The sequence below is a fragment of the Streptomyces sp. DSM 120436 genome (genome assembly GCF_055778765.1).
The window spans coordinates 2,395,609-2,417,099 of the sequence record NZ_JBSKBS010000001.1; the positions used below are offsets into that span (position 1 = coordinate 2,395,609).

Here is a 21,491-nt window from a genome sequence, read left to right on the forward strand (position 1 = left end):
TAAGTGTTGGATCTGGGCCAAGAGGAAGGACGGTCAGTAACCTCTTTCATCCTGAATAGTTGCAGGTCAGCAGTGTATGAACGGCTTGGACGATGGTGCCGGTGCGGCGCGTGGAGCATCTGGCTCGTCGAAGCAGCCGCCAGGATTTCAACTGCGCGAAGGCGCGTTCGCCGGGGGCTCTCAGTCGGGCGTGGTTGCGGTTGAACTGCTGGTAGTGCTCGGGCTGTTCGCTGTGGTGGTGGTAGGGGGTGCGGAAGGTGGCGCCGGCACCCTGGTAGGCGCGGTCGGCCAGGACAAGGATCTGCCGGGTGAGGCAGGCTTGCACGATGCCGTGGGCCCGGGCCGCGGTCAGGTCATGGGTTCTGCCCGGCGTTGCGCGGGAGAACCACAGCGGGGTGCCGTCGGGGCGGGCGATGACCTGCACGTTCATGCCGTGCTTGCGGTGTTTCATCGAGTAGTACGGTTCGTCCGCGCGGACGCGGTCGATGGGGATCAGAGTGCCGTCAACGACGACATGGTCGCCCTCACCGAGACCGGTGAGGGCTTCATGAAGGCCGGGAGCCCAGGCAGCCAGCACCTCCAGGGCTTCGTCGACGTACCGCCAGGCGGTGGCCTGCGATATCCCGAACCCGGCGCCGAGCTGGGCGAACGTCTCGTTCTTGCGTAGGTGGACCAGCGTGAGCAGTGCCTGGTCGAAGCAGCCGAGCTTGCGCCAGCGGGTGTTGCGGGTCCGGCGGTGCTCGTACAGCAGCCACGAGACATGCTCGACGAGCTCGTGCGGGACGTCGAGCGTGGCAGGATACGGAAACCAACAGGGCCCCTTCGGTCGCCGGTGTGCTGAGTGGAATCACCACACCAACGACGAGGGGCCCTGCCTCGTCACCACACCAGCTGACCAGCCCGTTTCACCCGCCAGCACAGGATGAAAGAGGTTCATTGGACTCATTCACCTAGGCCGTGTTTTGAAAGTGGTGCACGATGGGGTCGACCTCGTGTCAATCGAAAGAAGCCTTGTGGTTGACCCCGTACTCAAGCACGCCCTGCGTCATCTCCGCTCTGTGAAGTCGCAGCAGCCGTCCGATGCGGACTCCGTCGAGTTCGCTGACTGGCGGGAGAGGATCGCCGAGGCCTTGGACGCGTTGGCTTGCGTGCTGGTCTTCGAGGAGGACCGGGTCAGAGCCAGAGCAGAGGCAGCAGTGGCCCGGGAGCAGGCTGCAGAGGTTCGACGCCAGGGTGAGATCAGGGCTAGCGAGCGCTGATACTGCGGGCGACCATCCAGATGGTGAGGTCGCGAGCGATGCCGTTGATGCTGGTCAAAGTGGTCACCTCGTGTTCGTTTCGCGTGGTGTCGCGGCGGACGACCTCGTAGCGGCCTTCGTCCAGCACGGCCACCGAGGCGAACCAAACGGGGTCGTCCTCGTCGGGCTGGACGACCACGAAGGTGTTGTCGGAGTCGTTGAGGTCGCTGATCATCATGAACAGCGCGTCCTCGGAAGGGTCGTCGATGCGGTCGCCGTTCTCACTGTCGGCACCGTAGTACCGAGCGCCCATCAGCGTGTTTCCTCTCGCTCCGCTCGACTTGGTCGCGGTCAGCATGGCATGCGGGGCCGACGCATCCGACACGTCACAGCCATTCGCCTACCGCGGCGATCTGGACGGTGGCCTCGAAGCGGACTGCGAGTTTGTCGAACCGTGTGGCCACCGCCCGGTTGCGCTTGAGCCGGTTGATCCCGCACTCGACAGCGTGCCGAGCCTTGTAGTCCTCGGGGTCGAAGGCTGGAGGCCGTCCGCCGGCCTTCCCACGTCGCTTGCGGTTCCTGACCTGATCGGCCGGCTCCGGGATCGTGCACCGGATCCCCCTCTTGCGCAGATAGGACCGGTTGGCGCGGGAGGAATAGGCTCTGTCTCCCCGCACGCGCAGCGGACGGACTCGCGGACGTCCCAGTCCGATTCGAGGCACCCGGATGCGTTCAAGAACGGCCGTGAACTGGGGGCTGTCGCCGCGCTGTCCGGCGGTGACCAGCAAGGAGAGCGGCCGCTGGCCTTGTTCGCAGGCCAAGTGGATCTTGGTGGTGAACCCTCCCCGGGACCGGCCCAGTCCATGATCGTCGGGCTCGTTGCGGATACCGCCAGGCGGCTCCTTCTGAGTCTGTCCGTCACGGCGGGCACCTGCGGCGTGCTGATGGGCCCGGCAGATCGTGGAGTCGACATTGACCTCCCAGGTGATCAGCCCTGCCGCGTCTGCCTGGGCCTGCAGTCTGGTCAGCAGCTCGGACCAGGTGCCGTCGCGCTGCCAGCGGCGGAAGAGTCCGTAGACCGTCTGCCACGGTCCGTACTCCCGCGGCAGATCCCTCCAGGGAGCACCCGTCCGCACCCGCCAGCGAATCCCATCGATCAGCTTCCGGCGACCCACCGACGGCCTGCCCAACACCGCGACCGGCAACAACGGTTCCAGCACCGACCACTGCTCGTCAGAAAGATCCCCTCGCCCCACACCGAAATCATCACGATGCGGGACGGGGAGCGAAGCCGACTTTCAAAACACGGCCTAGGGCTTCTGGGGTACGGCCGTCCTGCCACAAGCTGAAGCTTCCCCTTGATCGTGGACACCTGGAGACTGGGACCTGAGTGGTTTCAGAGGAAGTAGCACCAGGTGGGAAGCAAGTACACGAAGAGGTACACCGAGGAGTTCAAGCGGGACGCGATCGCGCTCGTGGATTCCTCGGGCAAGACGGTCACCGCTGTTGCTCGGGAGCTCGGTATCAGCTCGGAGTCCCTGCGCGGCTGGTATCGCCGGGGCGAGGGCGAGTCCGGTGAGCTGACCAGCGCCGAGCACGAGGAACTCAAGCGGCTGCGCAGGGAGGTCCGCGAACAGCAGCAGACGATCGAGATCCTGAAAAAAGCGACCTTAGATTCAACCGGTCAGAGCAACAGTGCTGGTTGAGGGCGGTATACGTGGCGAGACTGGGTCGGCCGGGGATGTCGGACGAGATGAAGGCCGACCTGTGGCGACGGTGGAGGGCCGGGGAGTCGATCAGCGTCATCTCCAGGCAGATCGGTAAGCCGCCGGGCTCGGTGTTCACCGTCCTCAAGCACCACGGAGGGATCGCTCCTGAATCCCGCAAGACACGGTCCGGAAGCCTGACCATGGACGAGCGGGAGGGAATCTCGCGCCGGCTCTGTGCCGGTGAGTCCTACCGAACGATCGCCGGCCTCCTGGGACGCGCGGTGTCGACGATCAGCCGTGAAGTCAACAACGGCGGACGCGACGCTTACCGGGCAATTGCTGCACGGGAGCGCGCACTTGACCGCGCTCGACGCCCGAAGCGGTGCCTCCTCGCCCGCAGACCCGTGCTGAGGCAGACGGTGGTGAGGCTGCGGGAAGAGGAGTGGTCGCCCGAGCAGATCGTCGGCCACCTGCGTCGGCATCACGGTGACGACCCCGTCATGCGGATCAGCCACGAGACGATCTACCGATCGGTCTGCACCACCCGCTGGAAAGTGATCCCGCGCGAGCTGTGCAAGCGCCTGCGGACTGGCCGCCCGATCCGGAAGAACAAGCACCACACGGTGAAAGGCCAGTGGCGCTCACAGATCACCGATGCCCGGCCGATCGAGGAGCGGCCCCGGGCGGCAGAAGACCGCAGCGAGTCCGGGCACCTGGAAGGCGATCTGGTGATCGGCTCGAACAACAGCCAGGTCGCCACGCTGGTCGCCCGGAAGTCACGGTTCCTCACAGTCGTGAAGCTCACCAGCCGCCACACCACCGTGGTCGTTCCCGCTCTCATCGAAACCTACGAACGTATGGACCCCCGACTACGCAGCACGCTGACCTGGGATCGCGGCATGGAACTGGCAGCCCACAAGCGGCTCACCGCCGACACCGGTGTCGACGTGTTCCTCGCGGCCCCGCGTGGCCCTGGCAACGCGGCACCAACGAGAACACCAACAAGCTCCTCCGGCAGTACCTGCCCAAAGGCACCAACCTGTCGACGTTCAGCCGGGACGGCCCTGACGCCATCGCGACGAAGCTCAACAACCGTCCACGCAAGTGCCTGGGATTCCGCACACCAGCCGAAAGTGTTGCCTTGACCGGTTGAATCCGGTGAATACACATCGGCCCAGTTCCGGGAACGAGTACGGGAGTTGGGGCTGCGGCAGAGCTGCGGACGCACCGGATCATGCTTCGACAATGCCGCCGCGGAGAGCTTCTGGGCCCTGCTCAAAGAGGAGATCGGCACCCGCACCTGGCCCGACCGGGCCACCGCCCGCGCGGAGGTCTTCAACTTCATCGAGACCTTCTGCAACCGCCGCCGCCTGCGCAAGCACAAGACCTTCGGCTATCTCACCCCGGTCGAGACCAGGCAGCGGCATCAGCACGCCCTCGCGGCATAACGATCACGTGTCCGAAATCACGGGGAAACTTCAAGCCTCGCATCAGCAACAGGTGAGGGCGCTCCCGCAACGGATGCTCTGTTGTGAGCCGCACCAGGTCGGCGACTGCTGAACGCGACCGGCCCAGTTCCAGCTCCGCCTCTGCCCTGGCCTCCTCGGCCATGATGCGGAGCTCGGGGAGACATTGGCGGTCCGTCACCATGACGGGCAGGTCGGGCAGGGGGTCGCCGCGCACAAGGCGAGAGCATCGTCCTGCAGACGATATGCCTCCGACCAGTTACCGCGCGCCGGTGCCCGCAATCCTTCCCTGATAAGGGAATCAAAGACGAACACGTCCACCTCGGAGGGGGCGACGCGGAAAATGCAACCGGGTTTCCGGGTGGCCAGCAGATCGGCTCCACGTGGGCCGAGGGCGTGACGGACCTCGCCGATCTCGCCGCAGTCCGGCTGCCGGTTCCGAATCCGGTGCTGGAAGGCGCGGGGCAAGTGCGCCACCGAGGAGCCGCCGCTGGTGCGGATCGAGGGCAGCACCGAGGGCCACCTGACGGCGTGCCTTTTCCCGGAGAGCCGACCACGGAGTCCCGCGGCGAGGACATCGTCCTCGACCCGACGCTGAAGGCCATGGAGGAGTCGGCCGGGAAGGACTGATTTCCAAGAGCGACACCCGCGGCTGCCGTCCGGTCCCCAAAGAGGCCGGACGGCAGCCGCTTTGGACTGCGGCAGGAAGCGGCAGCGACGATATCAGCCGCAGCGCCGGGGGCCTCCTGGTGCGACCCGCAGAAGCCACTGGGAGCCGGCTGCACCATCACTGTCAAGCACGGCTGGACCTTCGGAAACGGCGAGAAGGTCGCCGCCCGGTCCTTCGCGGACGCCTGGAACCGCAGCGCAGGCCTGGAGAACAGCCGGGGCGACGCCACTGATGTGGAACCTCCCCGTTTTGCTTCGGGTAATGAGTCCAGCGATTGCCGGCCAGGGTGTGCTGAAGGATGTTTGAAAGGCACGTGAAAACGCTGCGGTCGAAACTTTTCCGAGTAAGCGATCGAACCCGGCGAAAGGAAGCAACCGTGGAGCGGAACGAGCACGTCGACCCCTTCCACTCGCAGACCGAGCGTGCCGAGACGGTGCCGACGGAGTCGAGCGAGTTCATCGAGATCCGGCTTCTGGACAAGATCGAGACCATCGAGAGCAAGGCCGTCGCGCGGTAGTGGGTCCTGTGCCGGCGGTCGAACCGCCGTCGGCACAGGCTTCGTCGGAGGGTGCCATGAGGTTTCCACGAGTCAAGCCCGAACACGCACCGCACCGTTTCACGGACGGCATCATCCGGATCGGTGGGGCCGTTTACGGGATGGCGGCGGAGATACGGGACACGGGCGGATGGGGCTGGGACGCGCTGATGCTCATGGACGGCGTCACACCTGTCGAGGAGGTGGAGAAGCGTCTCCTCGTGGCCTATCCGAGCCTGGGGCCGGACGGCGTCCGGGAGGTGCTGGACGCTCTGTTCCGTTCGGGCTACGTCGAGGACACGGCCGTATGCGAACCGGCTGGGTTGTCCGCGCGCGAGAAGGAGCGGTACAGCAGGAACCACTCGTACTTTCGTCGCGTGGATCTCCGTCCCGGGATGAGCTCCTGGGAGCCGCAGCGCCGGCTGAAGGAGGCACGGGTCGTGGTGCTCGGGCTCGGTGGCACCGGGAGCCATACGGCCTGGGCGCTTGCCGCCACCGGCGTGGGAGGAATTCACCTGGTGGATCACGATGTCGTCGAGGAGTCCAACCTCACGCGTCAGGCGTTGTACACGGAAGGGGACGTGGGAAGACCGAAGGCCGAAGTGGCCGCCGAACGTCTACGCGCGGTCAACTCGGCTGCCCGTGTCATCTGCGACGTCCGGAAGGTTGACACCGAGGACGGCCTGCGCGAACTCGTCGCGAACTGCGATGTTTTCGCCCTGTGCGCCGATGAACCCCGCAATGATCTCATCGCAAAAATGACCAATCGGGTCTGCGCAGACTCCCGAACTCCCTGGGTGTGCGCGGGATACAGCGGCCCACTCACCACGGTGGGCGTGTACGGTCCGGACGGGCCGTGCTACGAGTGCGTCGGGGCGGGCGAGGAAGCGAAGCTCAAGCCCGGCTGGACGCCAGACATTGGCGGCATCGGCGTGCTGGCCCCCGCGGCCGGCATCTCAGGTCAGACTCCTCGCGCATGAGGCCGTCTCATTGCTCACGGGCGTCACCAGGGTCCGCCCCGGCTACGTCCGCGGGGTGAACCTGATTGCCCCCGACCATCTGGTCCACGTCCGGCATCCAGCCCGGCCCGAGTGCCAGGTCTGCAGCCCGTGACCGGTTCGGCGGCTCCGCTTGACGCCCGGGTCTCGTTCCATCCGCTGGAGTTCCGCCAGGACCGCGCCGAGTGGGTCGTAGGCCGGCAGGGGAACGATCAGGTCATCGCCCTGCCCCACGTCGGTCTGACCGCACTGCGGCTGCTGGAGTCCGGCCACACGGTCGGGGAGACACAGGAGCGGTTGCGTGTGGAGACCGGACGCCACTTCGACATCGCCGCCTTCGTAGCGGGGCTCACGACTGTCGGATTTGTAGCAGCCATCGGAGACAGGTCGTTCCAGGCGTCGCACGGGCGTGTGCCGTTGCCCTGGCTCGACGGCCGCCGCTTGCGCTGGACACTCCGCCCTGCTGTGCATGCCGCCGTCCTGGCCGTGCCAGTGGTGGGCCTGGCCGTACTCCTGCTGAGTGAGCGGCCTCTGCCGTCCTGGAGCGGTCTGCTGTGGTCCGAGTACGGCTCGGTCAACCTCGTGGTGCAGTCCATCATCGCCTGGTGCCTGATCGGCCTTCATGAGCTCGCGCATCTGATCACCGCGCGGGCCGCCGGCGTCCAGGCACGGGTGCGGCTGGGTACGCGGCTCCAATTCCTGGTGGCCCAGACGGAGGCTTCGGGAATCTGGCTCAAGGGGCGGCGCGAGCGGCTCACCGTGTATCTGGCGGGTCTCGCGATGAACGGAGCGATCTGCGGCTGGTGCCTCCTGGCCATGGGGTTTGGCGCACGGACCCCCTTGCTGACGGTCGTCGTAATGACACTGGTGCTTTCCTTCGCGAACCAGTGCATGATCTTCATGCGTACGGACTTGTACTTCGTGGTCCAGGACCTGTTTGGTTGCCGCAATCTCTACAGCGACGCCGGGAGGTACCTCCGATATCTGGTGAAGCGTGCCGCAGGGTGGTGGCGAGGCATCCATCCACTTGACGCCCTGCACCCTGTCGAACGAACAGTCGTCCGAGCCTATGCCCTGGTCGCCTCACTGGGGACTGCCGTCTGCGTCTTCGTTGGCCTGCACGTATTCCTGGACGTCACCATGCCGTTGCTCAACAGGTCCATGAACCGGCTCATGAACTCCGGGAACCCGGTGCTGTGGCTAGACAGCGCCGTAACGACCCTGGTCCTCGTGGCACTCCAGGCTCTCTGGGCGCGCGTGTGGTGGCGGCGGCACGGCCCTCGTGTACGGACCGCGGTCAAGGCCACCATCCGGACTGTCAGGCCCGTGACACGCTCGGGCACCTCCTGACCATGATCATTGACTGTCTGTGCACTGCTGGTCTACTTTCGGATACGTGATCGGTAGCGGTGTTCGCTTCAACCTCCTCGGCCCGTTCGGGGTGGAGGTCCAGGGACATGCGGTCGCGTTGACTTCTCGTCAACGTGCTTTGTGCACCGTGCTGCTGATGTACGCCAATCACGTGGTGTCGGTCGATCGGATCATCGATCAGCTCTGGGAGGATCGGCCTCCGCAGGCCGGTGCCGCCCGGGTTCGGGCACTGGTGGCCGAGGTGCGGCGTGCGCTCGGTGAGAAGGGGCGACTGTCACTCGAGACCCGAAGCCCCGGATACATTTTAACCTTGAGCAAGGACGCCCTCGACCTGGCGCAGTTCGAGGGAGCTGGTGGGGCAGGGAGGCAGGGCCGAAGCCCGCCGGGAGTGGGCCGCTGCGGCGGCCCGCTACCGCGCGGCGCTCGGTCTGTGGCGCGGCGACCCGCTGCCGGACCTGTCGACGGTCGCTGCGACGGTGGAGCGCCAACGGCTCGAGGAATTGCGCCTGGTTGCCGCTGAGGGAGCGGCCTCGGCGGAGATCGAGGAGGGGGACTGCCGACGGGCCATCGGTGAGCTCCTGCAGTTCGTCGTACAGTACCCGTTTCGCGAGCGCCCGCACGCGTTGCTCATGCGAGCCCTGAAACGTGACGGGCGTGTGGCCGAGGCTCTGGGCGTCTACACGGCATTGCGGCGTCGCATGGTGGACGAATTGGGTATGGAGCCCTCCGCTGAGCTCAACGCCCTGTACCGCCGCTTCCTAAGTGCGGACGGTGACGGAGAGGCCGCGCCGGCATCCGCCATCGGGGAGCGGCGACTTCGTTTCACCAGGCCACGCCAGCTTCCTCTGCCGCCACGCCATTTCGTGGGCCGAGACAGAGAACTGGCACATCTGGATGCATGTCGAAACGAGGGGGAACCCCTCGTCCTGGTCGTCGGTCCGGCAGGCATCGGCAAGAGTGCGCTGGCACTTCACTGGGCCGACACCGCCGCACAGCACTTTCCGGACGGCCAACTCTTTCTTGACATGCGCGGATTCGACGACGCCGAGCCGATGACACCGGAGGAAGCGCTTCCGGTGTTGTTGCAGGGTATGGGGTACTTCCCGAAAGACGTCCCGTTGGGACTGAACGCTCAGAAGGCCCTCTACCGCAGCCTGCTGGCCGATCGCCAGGTGCTGGTCGTCCTGGACGACGCCGCCGATGCGTCCCAGGTGCGCCCCCTGCTACCAGCGTCCGGCGGCTCTATGACGGTGGTGACCAGCCGTAAGACGCTCGGCTCCCTTGTGGCCCTGGATGGGGGCCGTCGAATCACATGCAGTCTCCTTGACTCGCAGGACGCGCTACGGCTGTTGAGTTCCGCGGCCGCAGCGGAGGCGGTGGCCGCGGAGCCGGATGCCGCACGGCAGTTGGTGACGCTTTGCGACGGGCTGCCCCTTGCGTTGTGCATCGCACGTTCCTGGCTGGACGGAGGGCGTCCCGACGCACTGCGTGCCTATGTCGAAGAGCTAGCCGACTGCGGACGACTTGCACGGCTGCACGCGGACCACGACGAGAACGTGGCGGTCCGGGCGGCACTGGACCTGTCGTACAACACCCTGTCCGAGGAGGCCCGGCTGGTCTTCCGCTCGCTTGGTCTCATGCCAGGAACGGGACGTTCCGCCGCGGCGGCGGGAGCGGCGGCTGGAACCGACGCCCGCCGCTCCGCGGAGTTGCTGCGGCTCGCTGAAGGGGTGCACCTGGTGCAGGATCGGGGGGCCGGACGTTGGGCCTGGCACGACCTGGTGCACGAGTACGCCGGTGCGCGTGCACGGTTGGAGGACGACAAACCGACCCGACGGGCGACCGTGGAACGCCTCCTCGCCCATTATCTGCTCAGTGTCGTCGCTGCTGCACGGATTTCGGGCTACTACCTGCCCAGAGTCGAACTACCTGAGGTCGCGGGCTCGGCCCCGAAGGTGTTCGGTACCCAGGAGGAGGCCGTCGCCTGGTTCGACGGCGAGTGGGACGACATCGCGGCGGCGATCAACTACGCGGCCGAGCACGGGCCCGTGCGCTACGCCTGGTTGCTGGTGGACGCCCTGCAGGACCTGTTCCACCACCGGCGCCCGCTCGCGGACTGGATACGCCTCGCCGACCTCGCCAGGAACGCGGCGGAGCGATGCGGCGACGAGGTCGGTCGGGCGTGCATGTCCATGTCGCTCGGACACGTGCGATGGCGAGACGGCGATCTGTACGGAGCGCTCGGTGCATACGAGCACGCCGAAGCGGCGGCGCGTCGCGCGCGGTGGCCGCACGGCGAGGCGATCAGTCTCCAGGGTAAGGGCGTCTCTCTGAAGGTCCTGGGCAAGGTGCGCGAAGCCCTGCCGTGCTACGAGGAGGCGATCGCCCTGTACCGGTCGCTCGGTGACACGAGCAGCGAGGCGGTGATGATGATGAACATGGCCTCGCTGGACATCTCCCTCGGCCGCCTTGACGAGGCCGAGGCGGCGGCGGACGCCGCGCTCGGCATGTCGACGAAACGGTGGCACCTGCGCTCGATGGGGCTGGCCACACTGGCCCGGATCAGGCAGAGACAGGGCCGGCTCACCGAGGCCGTACCACTGCTGCGGGAATCGCTGTCGCTGTGCCGGGACTCGGATTTCCCGTACGCGGAAGCACTGACCCTGGAGATCCTGGGCCGGGTGCACGCCGACGCGGGGCGGGACGTGACAGCACGGCTGGCGTTCATGGACGCCCTGTCGGTCGCCCGCCTGGCGGAGAACCGCAACTGTCAGGTCGACTGCCTCGTGGAGCTCGGTCACCTCGCGCTCCGCGCGGGACTCCACCACGAGGTGTGCCGCCTTCTCAACCGGGCCGAGAGCTTGATCGACCCGAAGGAGTACCCCGCGGGGCTGATCGGCCTGCTGTTCACCCGCGCCGCACTGCATGAGGTGAGGGGTGACACTGGCAAGACCCGCTCCCTGCTCCAGCAGGCTTCGCGCCTGGCCGAGGAGAGCGATGTCCTCGGCCAGGCGCGACTGCGCGGCGCCGCATCGGCGAACCTGCTGGCGCGCGGGGACGTGAATGCCGCCGTGCGTGCGGCCGAGGAGGCGACCGTGCTGGCGCGGGACACCGGGCAGTCGATGTCGCTGGCACGGGCCTGTCTGAGCCTGGCGGCGGCGCTCGGGGCGGCCGGGGCCACCGGGGCTGCCGAGGCCGTCCGTCGAGAGGCGGATGACCTGTTCGACGGCATCGGCACCCCGCCGAGTCACCGCTGCGCGTTGTCCTGGCACGTGCCGGCTGACGCGCCGCGTACCTTGCCCGAGCTGCCACGCGGCGTATGGGACGTCGACGGCCATGAGCTGCCCCTGGAAGCAGTAGCGCGCGTGGACCGGTATCTGGCCGACTACTTCGCCGACGCGGACGCGTAGGGGAGTGTCCGGGCCGTCCCTTCCCCGGACAGGAGGTGTTCGTGAAGGCCGCGCAGGTCAGGGCCGGGTTCGCAACCGAGGACGTCGACCATACGGCTGCGCGTCAGCCTGTAGAGCCCAAGTGCCTCGGTCCGGCGTCCGCTGCGGGCGAGCGCGAGCATTAGCAGACCGGTGAGCTGTTCGTCGAACGGGTCGTCGGCCATGAACCAGTGCAGCGCGGGCACGTATTCCTCGGGTCGTCCCGAGCGCAGAGCCAGCCGAACGGCGCCGACGAGAGCCTCACGGTACTCGTGTCTGAGAGCGACCCTGACCGCGTCGGCCCAGCCGGTCCGCACGTCGCAGAGGGGCTCCCCGTGCCACAGAGCCAGGGCTTCGGCGTACAGGCGTGTCGCCGTCTCGTCGACCCCGCCGTAAGCAGCCTGGCCCGCCCGCCGTACCAGACTGCGGAACCTGGCGACGTCGATGCACTCCTTGCTGAGCGTGAGGAGATATCCGCCGTTCCTGCGGATCACGTGCTCACCCCGGGAACCCAGCGCCTTGCGCAGTCGCGTCGCCACGACGTACAGGGCGTCCCGTGGGTTCCGGGGAGCCGGACGGTCTTGCCAGACCCGGTCGATGGCCAGTTCGTCGGGCACGAGGCTGCCAGGAGTCCAGGCCAGGACAGCCAGCAGCACATTGGCTCCACCCGGGACCTGGACCGGACCATGGCCCGGGATCTCGGTCTCGATGCAGCCCAGAAGTTGCACGTTCATGATGCCCCTCATCGCCAGCGATCATCTGCCGACGACCACTGTGGTTCCGAAGCGCTCGGATGCTGCATGGAAACCGCATGGTCCTGGGCGAGGGGTGCCCATCACTGGCTGACCTCCACGCCTTTGGCTCACAGGGCGCCGAGTCGATGCTCTCGACGTGGCCCATGGCCGGGCTCATCCGGAGCCCGGATGCGTCATACACAGCGATCACAGAAGCGAGTACGCATCCGCCCAATCCCGCGACGCCTTAAGTGAGTTGGGGCTACGGCAGAGCTGCGGACACACCGGCTCAGGCTTCGACAACGCCGCTGCGGAGAGCTTCTGGGCTCTACTCAAGAAGAGATCGGCACCCGAACCTGGTCCGACCGGGCCACCGCCCGCGCCGAGGTCTTCACTTTCATCAAGACCTTCTGCAACCGCTGCCGCCTGCGCAAGCACAAGGCCTTCGGCTACCTCACCCCAGCCGAGACCAGACAGCGGCACCAACACACCCTCACGGCATAACGAGCGAGTGCCCAGGATCACAGGAAAACATCAGAGATCCCCTGCACCACACAGCGGGACCCCACCGACGACCGGCGCCGTCCAGTGCGTCAGAGTCGTCGACACACGGCACCGAGGACCCTGTCTACCGGGAAGGGACCCATCTGGCGCGAGTCGAAACTGACGGCGGCGTTGTCCCCGAGCAGCAGCAGATGACCTGAAGGAACACACTCGATCAGGCCCGCCTCCGTCGACCACGTGTCCCCCGCCGTCGCGGCGACCCTCTTGACGAGCCACTGGCTCTCGGTGACAGGCCGTCGGGTGCTGCCTAGCCCGGCCGGGGGCAAGTCCCAGGCTCTGCGTTCCGTGCTCGGCTGTTCCACGACGACCACACCCCCGCGTTCCGGTACCGTTCCGCGCCGAATCAGGACCCGGTCACCGGGCCGGTAGGCGGGAAGCATGCTGTGTCCCACGACCGTGACCGACACGAGCCGTCTGCGCAGGACCAGAAGCACCGCGCCGGCAAGGCAGGAGAAGGTCATCCCGGTCAGGAGACCGATGCCGATCACAACGCGGCACCTTCCACGGATGGCGACACCAGCTCCCCGGTGTAGCCGGATGCCTGCAGAGCGAACAGACGTGCGTACGCGCCACCCTGCGCCATCAGCGCGCCATGATCCCCCTCTTCCACGATCCGCCCTTCGGACAGCACGACGATCCGGTCTGCATCCCGGAGGGACCCGAGCCGGTGGGAGATGAGCAGGCTGGTCCTGCCCCGCTGGAACTCCCTTATCCGGGTGTGAATCTCGTACTCGGCCTCGGCGTCGAGCCCAGAGCTGGGTTCGTCCAGGATCAGGAGATCGCGCCGTTCGCGTACCAGGGCGCGTGCCAGAGCAAGCCGTTGCGCCTGGCCACCGGAAAACAGGACGCCCGTCGCCGCGGTGTCCTCCTCGGTGCCGCCGAAGAAGGTGCGGGTGATGAGGGTGTCGTACCCCTGAGGGAGGTCGGCGATCTTCTCGTGCACTCCCGCTCTTCGGGCGGCTGCGGTCACCCGGGGTTGATCGTCCAGTGCTGTCAGATCGCCGAGGGCGACGTTCTCCCGCGCCGTTAGGTCGTAGTGCATGAAGTCCTGGTACACCGCGCTGGTTCTGAGACGCAGTTCGTCCGGGTCGACGTCCCGGATGTCGACGCCGTCCCAGAGGATCGCGCCGCGTGTCGGGTCGTAGAACCGACAGAGCAGTTTGACCAGAGTCGACTTGCCCGCTCCGTTCAGCCCCACCAAGGCAAGGCTCTGGCCTTGGGGAATCATCAGGTCGACGCCCTTGAGGATCCACGGCTGATCCTCGCTGTAGCGGAACCAGACGCCCCGGAGTTCAATCCCCTCACGCAGGGCCGGCAGGGTGGGCGGCCTCTTGGGGCGCTCCAGGTCCGGGCCCGCGGTGCTCACCTCCTGGTAGTGCCCGAACAGGACCAGTGCCTGGTGTGCCTGGGCCAGGTTGGTCGCCAGTTGGGCGACCGACATCTGGACTCCCGCGACGGCCACGATGAAAATGGCGATGTCACCCAAGGTCAGCGTGCCAAACCGGGCCGCGTGGACGGCCCAGACCAGGCCGGCTCCGGAGACCAGCGCCGCGAGCAGGGCCAGGAGCGACTGTGCGGCCAGTTCGTGACGGTCGACGCGGCGTCGTTCGGCGTCCGCTGCCCGCCGTTCGTCCTGCATACGCCCGAGCAGAAAGCTGCCAGTACCGAACAGGCGCACTTCCTTGGCCGCGTCAACATCGGAGAGCAGGTGATCGAAGAACATCTCACGACGCTCCCGTGGGCTGATGCGCCAGAGCATGTGCGCGCGTCCCCGGGACAGGACGATCTCCGCAGCGAGGACGGGAAGGGCAAAGACGAGGACGAAGGCGGCCATCAACGGGGCGAGTGCAATGAGCGAAGCCAGAAATCCCGAGATGGTGATACCAGCCCGGACAACTCCCAGCGACCCTTTGACCACCATGCCTGGCGCCGTTCTCCCCGACTGCTTGGCCATCCGCAGCTTGTCGAGAAGGGTCGGGTCCTCGAAGGGGCCCAGTCCCACGAACCGTGTCACAGCGGAGAAGAGCCGCCCCTGGGCGAGCGTCCCGGTGGCACGATCGACCTCACCCTGCAGATAGGTGATGACGTGTGGGACGACACCCTGGACGACACCGACGGCGGCGAGTCCGACGGCCACTGCCATCAAGGTGTGCGCCGGGGCCTGACCGCTGAGCCGGTCGAGGGCCATCTTGGTGAGCCAGCCGACGGCGACCGGCACGACACCGCTGACCAGGTCCAGTACGGCGTAGATGATCAGCTTCGGGCCGGCGGACTCGTAGGCGAGGGACAGAGCGCCCCTCAGGCGGGACGGCCCCGGTGACGCGAGGACCGTTTCATGAGCCGGTTTGCCGCGTTGGCTCCGTGGCGCGTGTAGAGGCATGGGGATCAGGCACTCACAGGAACCGGCGCGAGAAGCCCGGCACCGACCTCGGCCAGTCGGGACGAACTCTGGGGAGACGCCAGCACCCGTCCGTTCCCGTCCACGACGAGGTATGTCGGGAACATCGAAATACCGAGCTCCTCCACGAGCCGCAGCGCGTTGTCCGCCCCGTGGACGACATGGGCGTACTCACCGAGTTCGTCGTTGTAAAGGGATACTCCGTCTTCGTCGCCGACGACGACAGCGAACACCCGGCCCCGGGCAAGTGCCATGTTCCGCAGGAACTTCTTGTACACCGGAAGCTGCTGCTTGCAGCCGGTGCACCCGACGGCCTGAAAAGTCAGGACCCAAGGCTCCGAACCGTCGGCAGGCAATTCCACTTGCGCCCCGTCCATATCAACCACAGCGCCCGGCCTGGGAACCAGTGATCCCGGCTCGGGGCCCTCGACACGGCGGCCACTCAGCAATCCCTCCTGGGTCAGCGGGTCGAGGAGCTTCTTGACCCGCAGCGCCACGGTCACGGATAGACCGCATGCGGCAGACGCCAGCAGCAGACCGAGGGCTGACAGTGCGATGCCCATGTGCACTCCATTTTCATTTCACATGTGTCATACGGAAAAGTGAGACCAGCTCCGCGAGGTAGAGCAGGGTGATGCCGGTAACCGCCGCAGGCGCGGCGGCGATCGCGTAGTGGGATAAGCTCGGCCCGCTCGTGAAGACCACTGCCCACCAAGTGCCCGTGGTCAGGGCCAGCAGAATGGCGTTGCGTAGCAGGTGCGCTCCCGACACCGGCGTGCCGCTCGCTCCCGCACAGCCGCAGGAAGCGTTGGACCGTGTGCGCAGAAGGTTGAGCAGATAGACGGTGAAAGCGGCCAGAAGAAGCAAGGCCGTAGCCAGCCCGACGCGTTTCAGAGGGCGGACCATCAGGGACGCGACGACACCCAGCTCCATCAGAAGAACAGCCGTCGCGAGCATGCCTGATGAGAGTCGGCCGAGCCGTGGGACCGTAGTCGACACGTGACCGCGGAAGATACGGAACCCGTGCATTTTCTGCCCGCCGGACCAGGCGAACACCGTGATCAGGCACAGCTGACCAAACGCCTCGACCACTTGCATGGCTTCCTCAGGTCAGGTCTGACGTGGTGGGCGGAACCGCCGCCGCGCGCAGCGCGGCGGCGGCGACACACCTCAGGGGCACCGCAGTACGCACTTGGGGGTCCAGCAGCACTTGTAGGTGTACATCTGACCGTTCTTGTAATCGGTGAAGGTTTCGCAACCCCCGCAGCCCGCGGCTGCGGACGTCTGGGGAAGTAGCCTGTCGGCAATCCGACCCACCATGCCACTGAGCATCCTGGACATCGGCACTCTCCTATAGTTCGGGTTCACCTGCCGGACTTCCTATCTGCCCGGCCTCTGCAGCCACTCTCCACGGCCGTACTTTCCAGGTTCTTTCAGCTCTCTTTCCGCCGCCGTCGCTCATTGAGCCTTTTCAGCGTGGCCACCGATCAGGTGACGGCTGGGAGGCCGCAACGCACGAGGCACCCGTGCCGTTGAGGGAGATGTTCGACGTCTCAACTCATCAGCGCAGGTGCCTCGTTTGTTCCCTATCCTGCCGCACTCGACCTGTCACACGCTCTGGTCGAGTGGGTAACCATACTCATCGTCACCCGCGAGGGTGACCGCCGCTGCAAGCTTCCGCCGCACCAGCGTGCGCTGGTCGCTCTGGTGTACCTACGCAAGCACGACACCCTGACCCAGAGCGCCGCGGGCTTCGGCATATCGGTCGGCACCGCCCACGCCTACACCACCGCGGTCATCGACCTCCTGGCCGACCGGTCACCGGGCCTGCTGAGGTCCTGCGCGAGACCGACCCGGAATACGTTTTGCTCGACGGGACGCTCGCGGAGTGCGACCGGGTGGGCGACGGGCAGGCCGACTACTCGCACAAGCACCGCCGCCACGGTGTGAATGTGCAGGTCGTCACCGACCCGACCGGCCAGGTGCTGTGGATCTCCCCTGCCTTGCCCGGCCAGTGTCACGACCTGACCGCGGCCCGCACCCACCGCATCATCCGGATCTGCGAACGCCAGGGCGTCCTCATCCTGGCCGACCGTGCCTATGCGGGCGCCGGCCCCTGGGTCACCACCGGACGCAAACGACCGTCCGGCAGGCAACTGACCCCGACTCAGCAGACGATCGACCGGGCCCTCGCCGCCTCCCGAGCACCCGTCGAACGCGGCATGGCACGACTCAAGTCCTGGCGAATCTTCCGAAGATCGCGATGCAGCCCGAACCGCATGACGTCAATCGCCAAGGCCATCCTCACCCTGGAGCGCTCGCGGCCCCAAATGACCTGCGTGACCTGGCCGGCGCGCTGCGGGACGTGCTCCGCATCCGAAACCAGGGCGACCGGGGCTGTCAGCTGGGACAAATTAGGAGATGCGGCCCATTATGTAGGCGGTGCCTACCCTATCTTCCTCGGGTGAGTCCGCCTGGATCGCGAGACTCGGCCCGGCCGTGGTGAAGTCGAACCCGTTCGTCATCGGCTGCGTGCAGTCGACGCGCTTAGCTGTCTTGGCGGCGCCTGAGACGACCGTGAAGGTGACCGTGCCCTCCCCTGCGCACGCCACCTCCACCCGCAGGGCCGTGCCCGACTTGATGGTTTCGTCCAGGTTCTCTCCGGGCACCGCGAGGGAACCGGCCGAGACCAAGCCCGCCTCATCCGACTCCAGGCGATCCGCCATGTTGAGCAAGTCGCGAGCTTCCATGTCCAACTGCTCCCTGCCGGACTGGGAGGGCGGCTGAGCTGTGGGAGCCGCGGCGGAGCTCCCCGCCTTCTCGGACTGCGAAGCCTTGGACACCGTAGGCGAGTCAGAGCAAGCGGATGCCATACCGGTAATCAGCGCGACGGCAGTCAGAGCACTGCCAGTGCGGCGAGTGAAGCGGTACAAAGGGTCCCCCGAAGTGCAGTCAGAAGCCAAGTAAACGTGCAGAGCAAGGTGATCATCCTGTGTGGACACCCGCGTCACCTCGGCAATCTGGGCATCGGCACCAGATTGGTACACAGGTTTGACGCGTTTCCCCCGCAAGAGGCGGTTCCCTGGTGGCCGCAAACATTCCGAAGGCCGCGGCGATGTGGGCAAGGAGGTGCGGCGGGAGCTCGCAGCGGCACTCACCCTCACGGTGACGATGAGCATCGTGGCCCACTCGACCAGGGCGTGAGGCTTCGACCACTCCCTCAACAGTCACGGGGGCCTCATGCGTTGCGGCCCGCCCCCGCCAACAGCCCCGTCACCCGATCGGTGGCCAAGCTGAAAAGGCTCATTGAGCCTTTGCAGAGTGGCCACCGGATGGGTGACGAGGCCGGCGCCCGCAACGCACGAGGCTCCCGTGCCGTTGAGAGAGGCGTTCGACGTCTCAACTCATCAGCGCGGGAGCCCCGGTGGTTCCATATCCTGCCGTACTCGACCTGCCTCACGCTCTGGCCGAGTGGGTAACCATGCTTATCGTCAACCGTGAGGGTGACCGCCGCTACAAGCTCCCGCCGCACCAGCGTACTTTCGTCGCCCTGGTCTACCTCCGGCGGCACGACACCCTCGCGCAGCTCGCTGCGGGCTTCGGCATATCCGTGGGCACCGCCCACGCCTACGGCACCACCGTCGTCCGGCACCTGGCGAACAAGGCGCCAGGACTGCTGAAGGTACTGCGCGAGACAGACCCCGACTACGCGCTCCTGGACGGCACCCTCGCCGAGTGCGACCGGGTCGGCGACGGACAGGCCGACTACTCCTTCAAGTGCAAGCGGCACGGAGTGAACGTGCAGGCCGTCACGGATCCGGCCGGCGAGATTCTGTGGCTGTCGCCGGCGTTGCCGGGCCGGACCCAAGATCTGACGGCAGCCCGCACTCACAAGATCATTTGAATCTGTGAGCGCCAGAGCGTCCCCATCTGGCTGACATGGCCTACATCGGAACCGGAGACTGGGTCACCACCGCGAAGCGCCGCCCGCCGGGCAGCGAACTCACCCCCACCGAGCGGACGGTCAACCGGGCCCTGTCCGCCGCCCGGGCGCCTGTCGAACGCGGAGTCGCCCGCCTGAAGTCCTGGCGGAGCTTCCGACGCGCCCGCTGTAGCCCGACACGCCTCATCGCGATCGCTGCCGTGGTCCTCACCCTGGAGAGGCAACGCTGAAAAGGCTCATTACAACGCAGCTGTCGGGAATCTAGGGTGATCCGTTCTCAGTTGGTCGGTTCTTCGGAGCCGACTCACTCCTGGGCCAGCATCGGATCCGGTCTTGTCAGTGGTATGTCAGCGATCTGTCGTGCCGTACTGGGGGCAGGCCTCTCCTCGCCACGCGAAGGGGTGAGTGAGCGTGCTCGGTGGAACGCTGGCGCCCAACCTGGCTCGAGGGCGGCCCGTATGGCCGACCTCGAAGGGGTCGGCGGGTCGTATCCAGGCTTACCCATGCGCAGTTCGCAGTCCGCGAGGAGGGACAGCTGGTCAAAGAGCCGGCCGCGACGGCAGACCGGACCGGCGCCTGACGTCGAAGTGGATGAGGACGGTGATCGGGCGCCACTTTCACGGGCTCCCCGGGTGGTGGACGGATCTGAAACCGGAGGCAGCCCGGAATGCGGCAGGAACAACCGGCACCACGCCGTCAGACGCCCTCGCTATCCAACGGCAAGACCCCCGAACGGGCCGCGTCGGCGTGCGGAGTGTGAGGCGGCGCCGCATATTTCGTTGTGACGGATCGTGAACACGAGGAGGCACCCCATGCGCGGAGCCATGCATGCCAAATGGGCCGTCTGCGCCGTGGCGCTCGTCCTCGCCGCGGCGGGGTGCGGAGGCGGGGGCGGCAGCGGCGACTCCGAGGCCGTGCTGAGCGCCTCCTGGGGCGATCCGCAGAACCCGCTGGAGCCGTCGAACACCAACGAGGTGCAGGGCGGCAAGGTCCTCGACATGATCTTCCGGGGGCTGAAGCGGTACGACCCGGAGACCGGCGAGGCACAGGACATGCTCGCCGAGAGCATCGAGACCTCGGACTCGCAGAACTTCACCGTCACCGTCGAGGACGGCTGGACCTTCAGCAACGGCGAGAAGGTCACCGCCCAGTCCTTCGTGGACGCCTGGAACTACGGCGCGAGCCTGCGCAACAACCAGCGCAACGCGTACTTCTTCAGTTACATCGAGGGCTACGACCAGGTGCACCCGGAGGAGGGCGAGCAGACGGCGGACACCCTGTCCGGGCTGAGGGTGACCGGTGAGCGCACCTTCACCGTCAGGCTCAGCCAGAAGTTCTCCACGTTCCCCGACACCCTCGGCTACGCGGCGTTCGCGCCGCTGCCCCGGGCGTTCTTCGACGACCACGACGCCTGGGTGCGAAAGCCCGTCGGCAACGGTCCCTACCTGGTCGAGTCGTACACCCGCGGTTCGCAGATGTCGCTGCGCGCGTGGGACGACTACCCGGGCGACGACAAGGCGCAGAACGGCGGCGTCGACCTGAAGGTCTACACCGACAACAACACCGCCTACACCGACCTGCTGGCCGGCAACCTCGACCTGGTCGACGACGTGCCGGCCGCGCAGCTGAAGAACGTGAACGACGACCTGGGCGACCGCTACCTCAACACCCCCGCCGGCATCATCCAGACCCTCGCCTTCCCGTTCTACGACGACGCCTGGAACACCGAGGGCGCGACGAAGGTCCGCCAGGGCCTGTCCATGGCGATCGACCGCGAGCAGATCACCGACACGATCTTCCAGAAGACCCGCACCCCCGCCACCGACTGGACCTCCCCGGTGCTCGGCGAGGACGGCGGCTTCCAGGAGGGACTGTGCGGCGAGTACTGCGAGTTCAACCCCGACGAGGCGAAGAAGCTGATCGAGGAGGGCGGCGGACTGCCCGGCGGCAGGGTGACCATCACCTTCAACGCCGACACCGGCTCCCACCGGGAGTGGGTCAACGCCGTCTGCAACTCCATCAACAACGCGCTGGACGACGAGCGCGCCTGCACCGCCAACCCGGTCGGCACCTTCGCGGACTTCCGCAACCAGATCACCGACCGGAAGATGACCGGGCCGTTCCGGGCCGGCTGGCAGATGGACTACCCGCTCATCCAGAACTTCCTCCAGCCGCTGTACTACACCAACGCCTCGTCCAACGACGGCCAGTGGTCGAACGAGGAGTTCGACGCCCTGGTGGACCGCGCCAACCAGGAGACCGACACCGCCGAGGCCGTCGGCCTGTTCCAGCAGGCGGAGGAAGTGGTCCGCGACAACATGGCCGCGATCCCGCTCTGGTACCAGAACGGCAGCGCCGGCTGGTCCGAGCGGCTCTCCGACGTCAAGCTCAACCCCTTCAGCGTCCCCGTCTACCACGAGATCAAGGTCAGCTGAGC

19 protein-coding genes and 5 pseudogenes are annotated in these 21,491 nt (G+C 66.7%); 13 read left to right on the top strand and 11 right to left on the bottom strand.

What is annotated here, in order from left to right; genetic code table 11:
- Positions 1-46: 46 nt before the first annotated feature.
- Positions 47-854: pseudogene (locus ACWH4W_RS11090) on the bottom strand (IS5 family transposase).
- Between the two features lie 159 nt (positions 855-1,013).
- Between ACWH4W_RS11090 and ACWH4W_RS11095 the strand changes: the two are divergent.
- Positions 1,014-1,259 carry a hypothetical protein gene (locus ACWH4W_RS11095; protein WP_473075594.1) on the top strand — a complete coding sequence of 82 codons (246 nt, stop codon included), beginning with the start codon at positions 1,014-1,016 and terminating at the stop codon, positions 1,257-1,259.
- Here ACWH4W_RS11095 and ACWH4W_RS11100 read toward each other — a convergent pair.
- Positions 1,246-1,596 (bottom strand): hypothetical protein, encoded by a 351-nt coding sequence (locus tag ACWH4W_RS11100; RefSeq protein ID WP_473077472.1) that lies wholly within the window; start codon positions 1,594-1,596, stop codon positions 1,246-1,248. The two genes, ACWH4W_RS11095 and ACWH4W_RS11100, sit on opposite strands and share 14 nt — an antisense overlap.
- A 28-nt stretch (positions 1,597-1,624) precedes the next feature.
- A complete protein-coding gene (locus ACWH4W_RS11105; RefSeq protein ID WP_473075595.1) occupies positions 1,625-2,494 on the bottom strand; it encodes an IS5 family transposase in 870 nt (289 codons plus the stop codon).
- A gap of 159 nt (positions 2,495-2,653) precedes the next feature.
- On the opposite strand from ACWH4W_RS11105, the gene ACWH4W_RS11110 reads away from it, so the two are divergent.
- Genes ACWH4W_RS11110 through ACWH4W_RS11120 form a run of 3 tightly spaced genes read left to right on the top strand, consistent with a single transcriptional unit; the run spans position 2,654 to position 4,395 of the window.
- Positions 2,654-2,944 (top strand): transposase, encoded by a 291-nt coding sequence (locus ACWH4W_RS11110; protein ID WP_473075596.1) that lies wholly within the window; start codon positions 2,654-2,656, stop codon positions 2,942-2,944.
- Positions 2,945-2,991: 47 nt separating this feature from the next.
- Entirely contained in the window at positions 2,992-4,092 is a 1,101-nt protein-coding gene (locus ACWH4W_RS11115; protein WP_473075597.1) for an IS30 family transposase, read from the top strand.
- A gap of 54 nt (positions 4,093-4,146) precedes the next feature.
- On the top strand, positions 4,147-4,395 hold the full coding sequence (locus ACWH4W_RS11120; protein ID WP_473075598.1) for an integrase core domain-containing protein: 249 nt from the start codon (positions 4,147-4,149) through the stop codon (positions 4,393-4,395).
- Here the strand turns inward: ACWH4W_RS11120 and ACWH4W_RS11125 are convergent.
- On the bottom strand, positions 4,346-4,597 hold the full coding sequence (locus ACWH4W_RS11125) for a BTAD domain-containing putative transcriptional regulator (RefSeq protein ID WP_473077473.1): 252 nt from the start codon (positions 4,595-4,597) through the stop codon (positions 4,346-4,348). The genes ACWH4W_RS11120 and ACWH4W_RS11125 overlap by 50 nt on opposite strands.
- The gene (locus ACWH4W_RS11130) at positions 4,591-4,926 is read right to left on the bottom strand and encodes an AfsR/SARP family transcriptional regulator (RefSeq protein WP_473077565.1); all 336 of its coding nucleotides are present in this window, start codon (positions 4,924-4,926) and stop codon (positions 4,591-4,593) included. The genes ACWH4W_RS11125 and ACWH4W_RS11130 overlap by 7 nt, the downstream gene beginning before the upstream one ends.
- On the opposite strand from ACWH4W_RS11130, the pseudogene ACWH4W_RS11135 reads away from it, so the two are divergent.
- From ACWH4W_RS11135 to ACWH4W_RS11160, 6 genes and pseudogenes are all read left to right on the top strand, one after another.
- Positions 4,820-5,043, top strand: a pseudogene (locus ACWH4W_RS11135) (dipeptide/oligopeptide/nickel ABC transporter ATP-binding protein); the annotation flags it as partial. The gene ACWH4W_RS11130 and the pseudogene ACWH4W_RS11135 overlap by 107 nt on opposite strands.
- A gap of 416 nt (positions 5,044-5,459) precedes the next feature.
- Entirely contained in the window at positions 5,460-5,600 is a 141-nt protein-coding gene (locus ACWH4W_RS11140) for a hypothetical protein (protein ID WP_386501260.1), read from the top strand.
- Between the two features lie 56 nt (positions 5,601-5,656).
- Positions 5,657-6,598 (top strand): HesA/MoeB/ThiF family protein, encoded by a 942-nt coding sequence (locus tag ACWH4W_RS11145; protein WP_473075599.1) that lies wholly within the window; start codon positions 5,657-5,659, stop codon positions 6,596-6,598.
- Between the two features lie 129 nt (positions 6,599-6,727).
- Complete coding sequence (locus tag ACWH4W_RS11150) at positions 6,728-7,966, top strand: hypothetical protein (protein ID WP_473075600.1); 1,239 nt, start codon at positions 6,728-6,730, stop codon at positions 7,964-7,966.
- Between the two features lie 157 nt (positions 7,967-8,123).
- Positions 8,124-8,234, top strand: a pseudogene (locus tag ACWH4W_RS11155) (SARP family transcriptional regulator); the annotation flags it as partial.
- A gap of 106 nt (positions 8,235-8,340) precedes the next feature.
- A complete protein-coding gene (locus tag ACWH4W_RS11160; protein WP_473075601.1) occupies positions 8,341-11,397 on the top strand; it encodes an AfsR/SARP family transcriptional regulator in 3,057 nt (1,018 codons plus the stop codon).
- Here ACWH4W_RS11160 and ACWH4W_RS11165 read toward each other — a convergent pair.
- The 5 genes from ACWH4W_RS11165 to ACWH4W_RS11185 all read right to left on the bottom strand — a co-directional run bounded on the left by ACWH4W_RS11165 (position 11,373) and on the right by ACWH4W_RS11185 (position 16,209).
- Positions 11,373-12,149: an AfsR/SARP family transcriptional regulator gene (locus tag ACWH4W_RS11165; RefSeq protein ID WP_473075602.1), complete on the bottom strand. Its 777-nt coding sequence runs from the start codon at positions 12,147-12,149 to the stop codon at positions 11,373-11,375. The two genes, ACWH4W_RS11160 and ACWH4W_RS11165, sit on opposite strands and share 25 nt — an antisense overlap.
- Before the next feature lie 593 nt (positions 12,150-12,742).
- Positions 12,743-13,201 (bottom strand): S26 family signal peptidase, encoded by a 459-nt coding sequence (locus ACWH4W_RS11170; protein WP_473075603.1) that lies wholly within the window; start codon positions 13,199-13,201, stop codon positions 12,743-12,745.
- Positions 13,198-15,093, bottom strand: coding sequence for an ABC transporter ATP-binding protein (locus ACWH4W_RS11175; protein WP_473075604.1), 1,896 nt, complete (start codon positions 15,091-15,093; stop codon positions 13,198-13,200). Before ACWH4W_RS11175 ends, ACWH4W_RS11170 begins: the two co-directional genes overlap by 4 nt.
- Positions 15,094-15,098: 5 nt before the next feature.
- Entirely contained in the window at positions 15,099-15,674 is a 576-nt protein-coding gene (locus tag ACWH4W_RS11180) for a TlpA family protein disulfide reductase (RefSeq protein ID WP_473075605.1), read from the bottom strand.
- 13 nt (positions 15,675-15,687) lie between these two features.
- Complete coding sequence (locus ACWH4W_RS11185) at positions 15,688-16,209, bottom strand: MauE/DoxX family redox-associated membrane protein (RefSeq protein WP_473075606.1); 522 nt, start codon at positions 16,207-16,209, stop codon at positions 15,688-15,690.
- Positions 16,210-16,671: 462 nt separating this feature from the next.
- Between ACWH4W_RS11185 and ACWH4W_RS11190 the strand changes: the two are divergent.
- Positions 16,672-17,435 (top strand): annotated as a pseudogene (locus ACWH4W_RS11190) (transposase); the annotation flags it as partial.
- Between the two features lie 90 nt (positions 17,436-17,525).
- Here the strand turns inward: ACWH4W_RS11190 and ACWH4W_RS11195 are convergent.
- Complete coding sequence (locus ACWH4W_RS11195; RefSeq protein ID WP_473075587.1) at positions 17,526-17,861, bottom strand: hypothetical protein; 336 nt, start codon at positions 17,859-17,861, stop codon at positions 17,526-17,528.
- Positions 17,862-18,535: 674 nt separating this feature from the next.
- On the opposite strand from ACWH4W_RS11195, the pseudogene ACWH4W_RS11200 reads away from it, so the two are divergent.
- Together ACWH4W_RS11200 and ACWH4W_RS11205 are read left to right on the top strand one after the other, a co-directional pair.
- Positions 18,536-19,284: pseudogene (locus ACWH4W_RS11200) on the top strand (transposase).
- Between the two features lie 582 nt (positions 19,285-19,866).
- Positions 19,867-21,489, top strand: a complete 1,623-nt coding sequence (locus tag ACWH4W_RS11205) for a peptide ABC transporter substrate-binding protein (protein ID WP_473075607.1) — start codon at positions 19,867-19,869, stop codon at positions 21,487-21,489.
- The last annotated feature ends 2 nt before the right edge of the window (positions 21,490-21,491 follow it).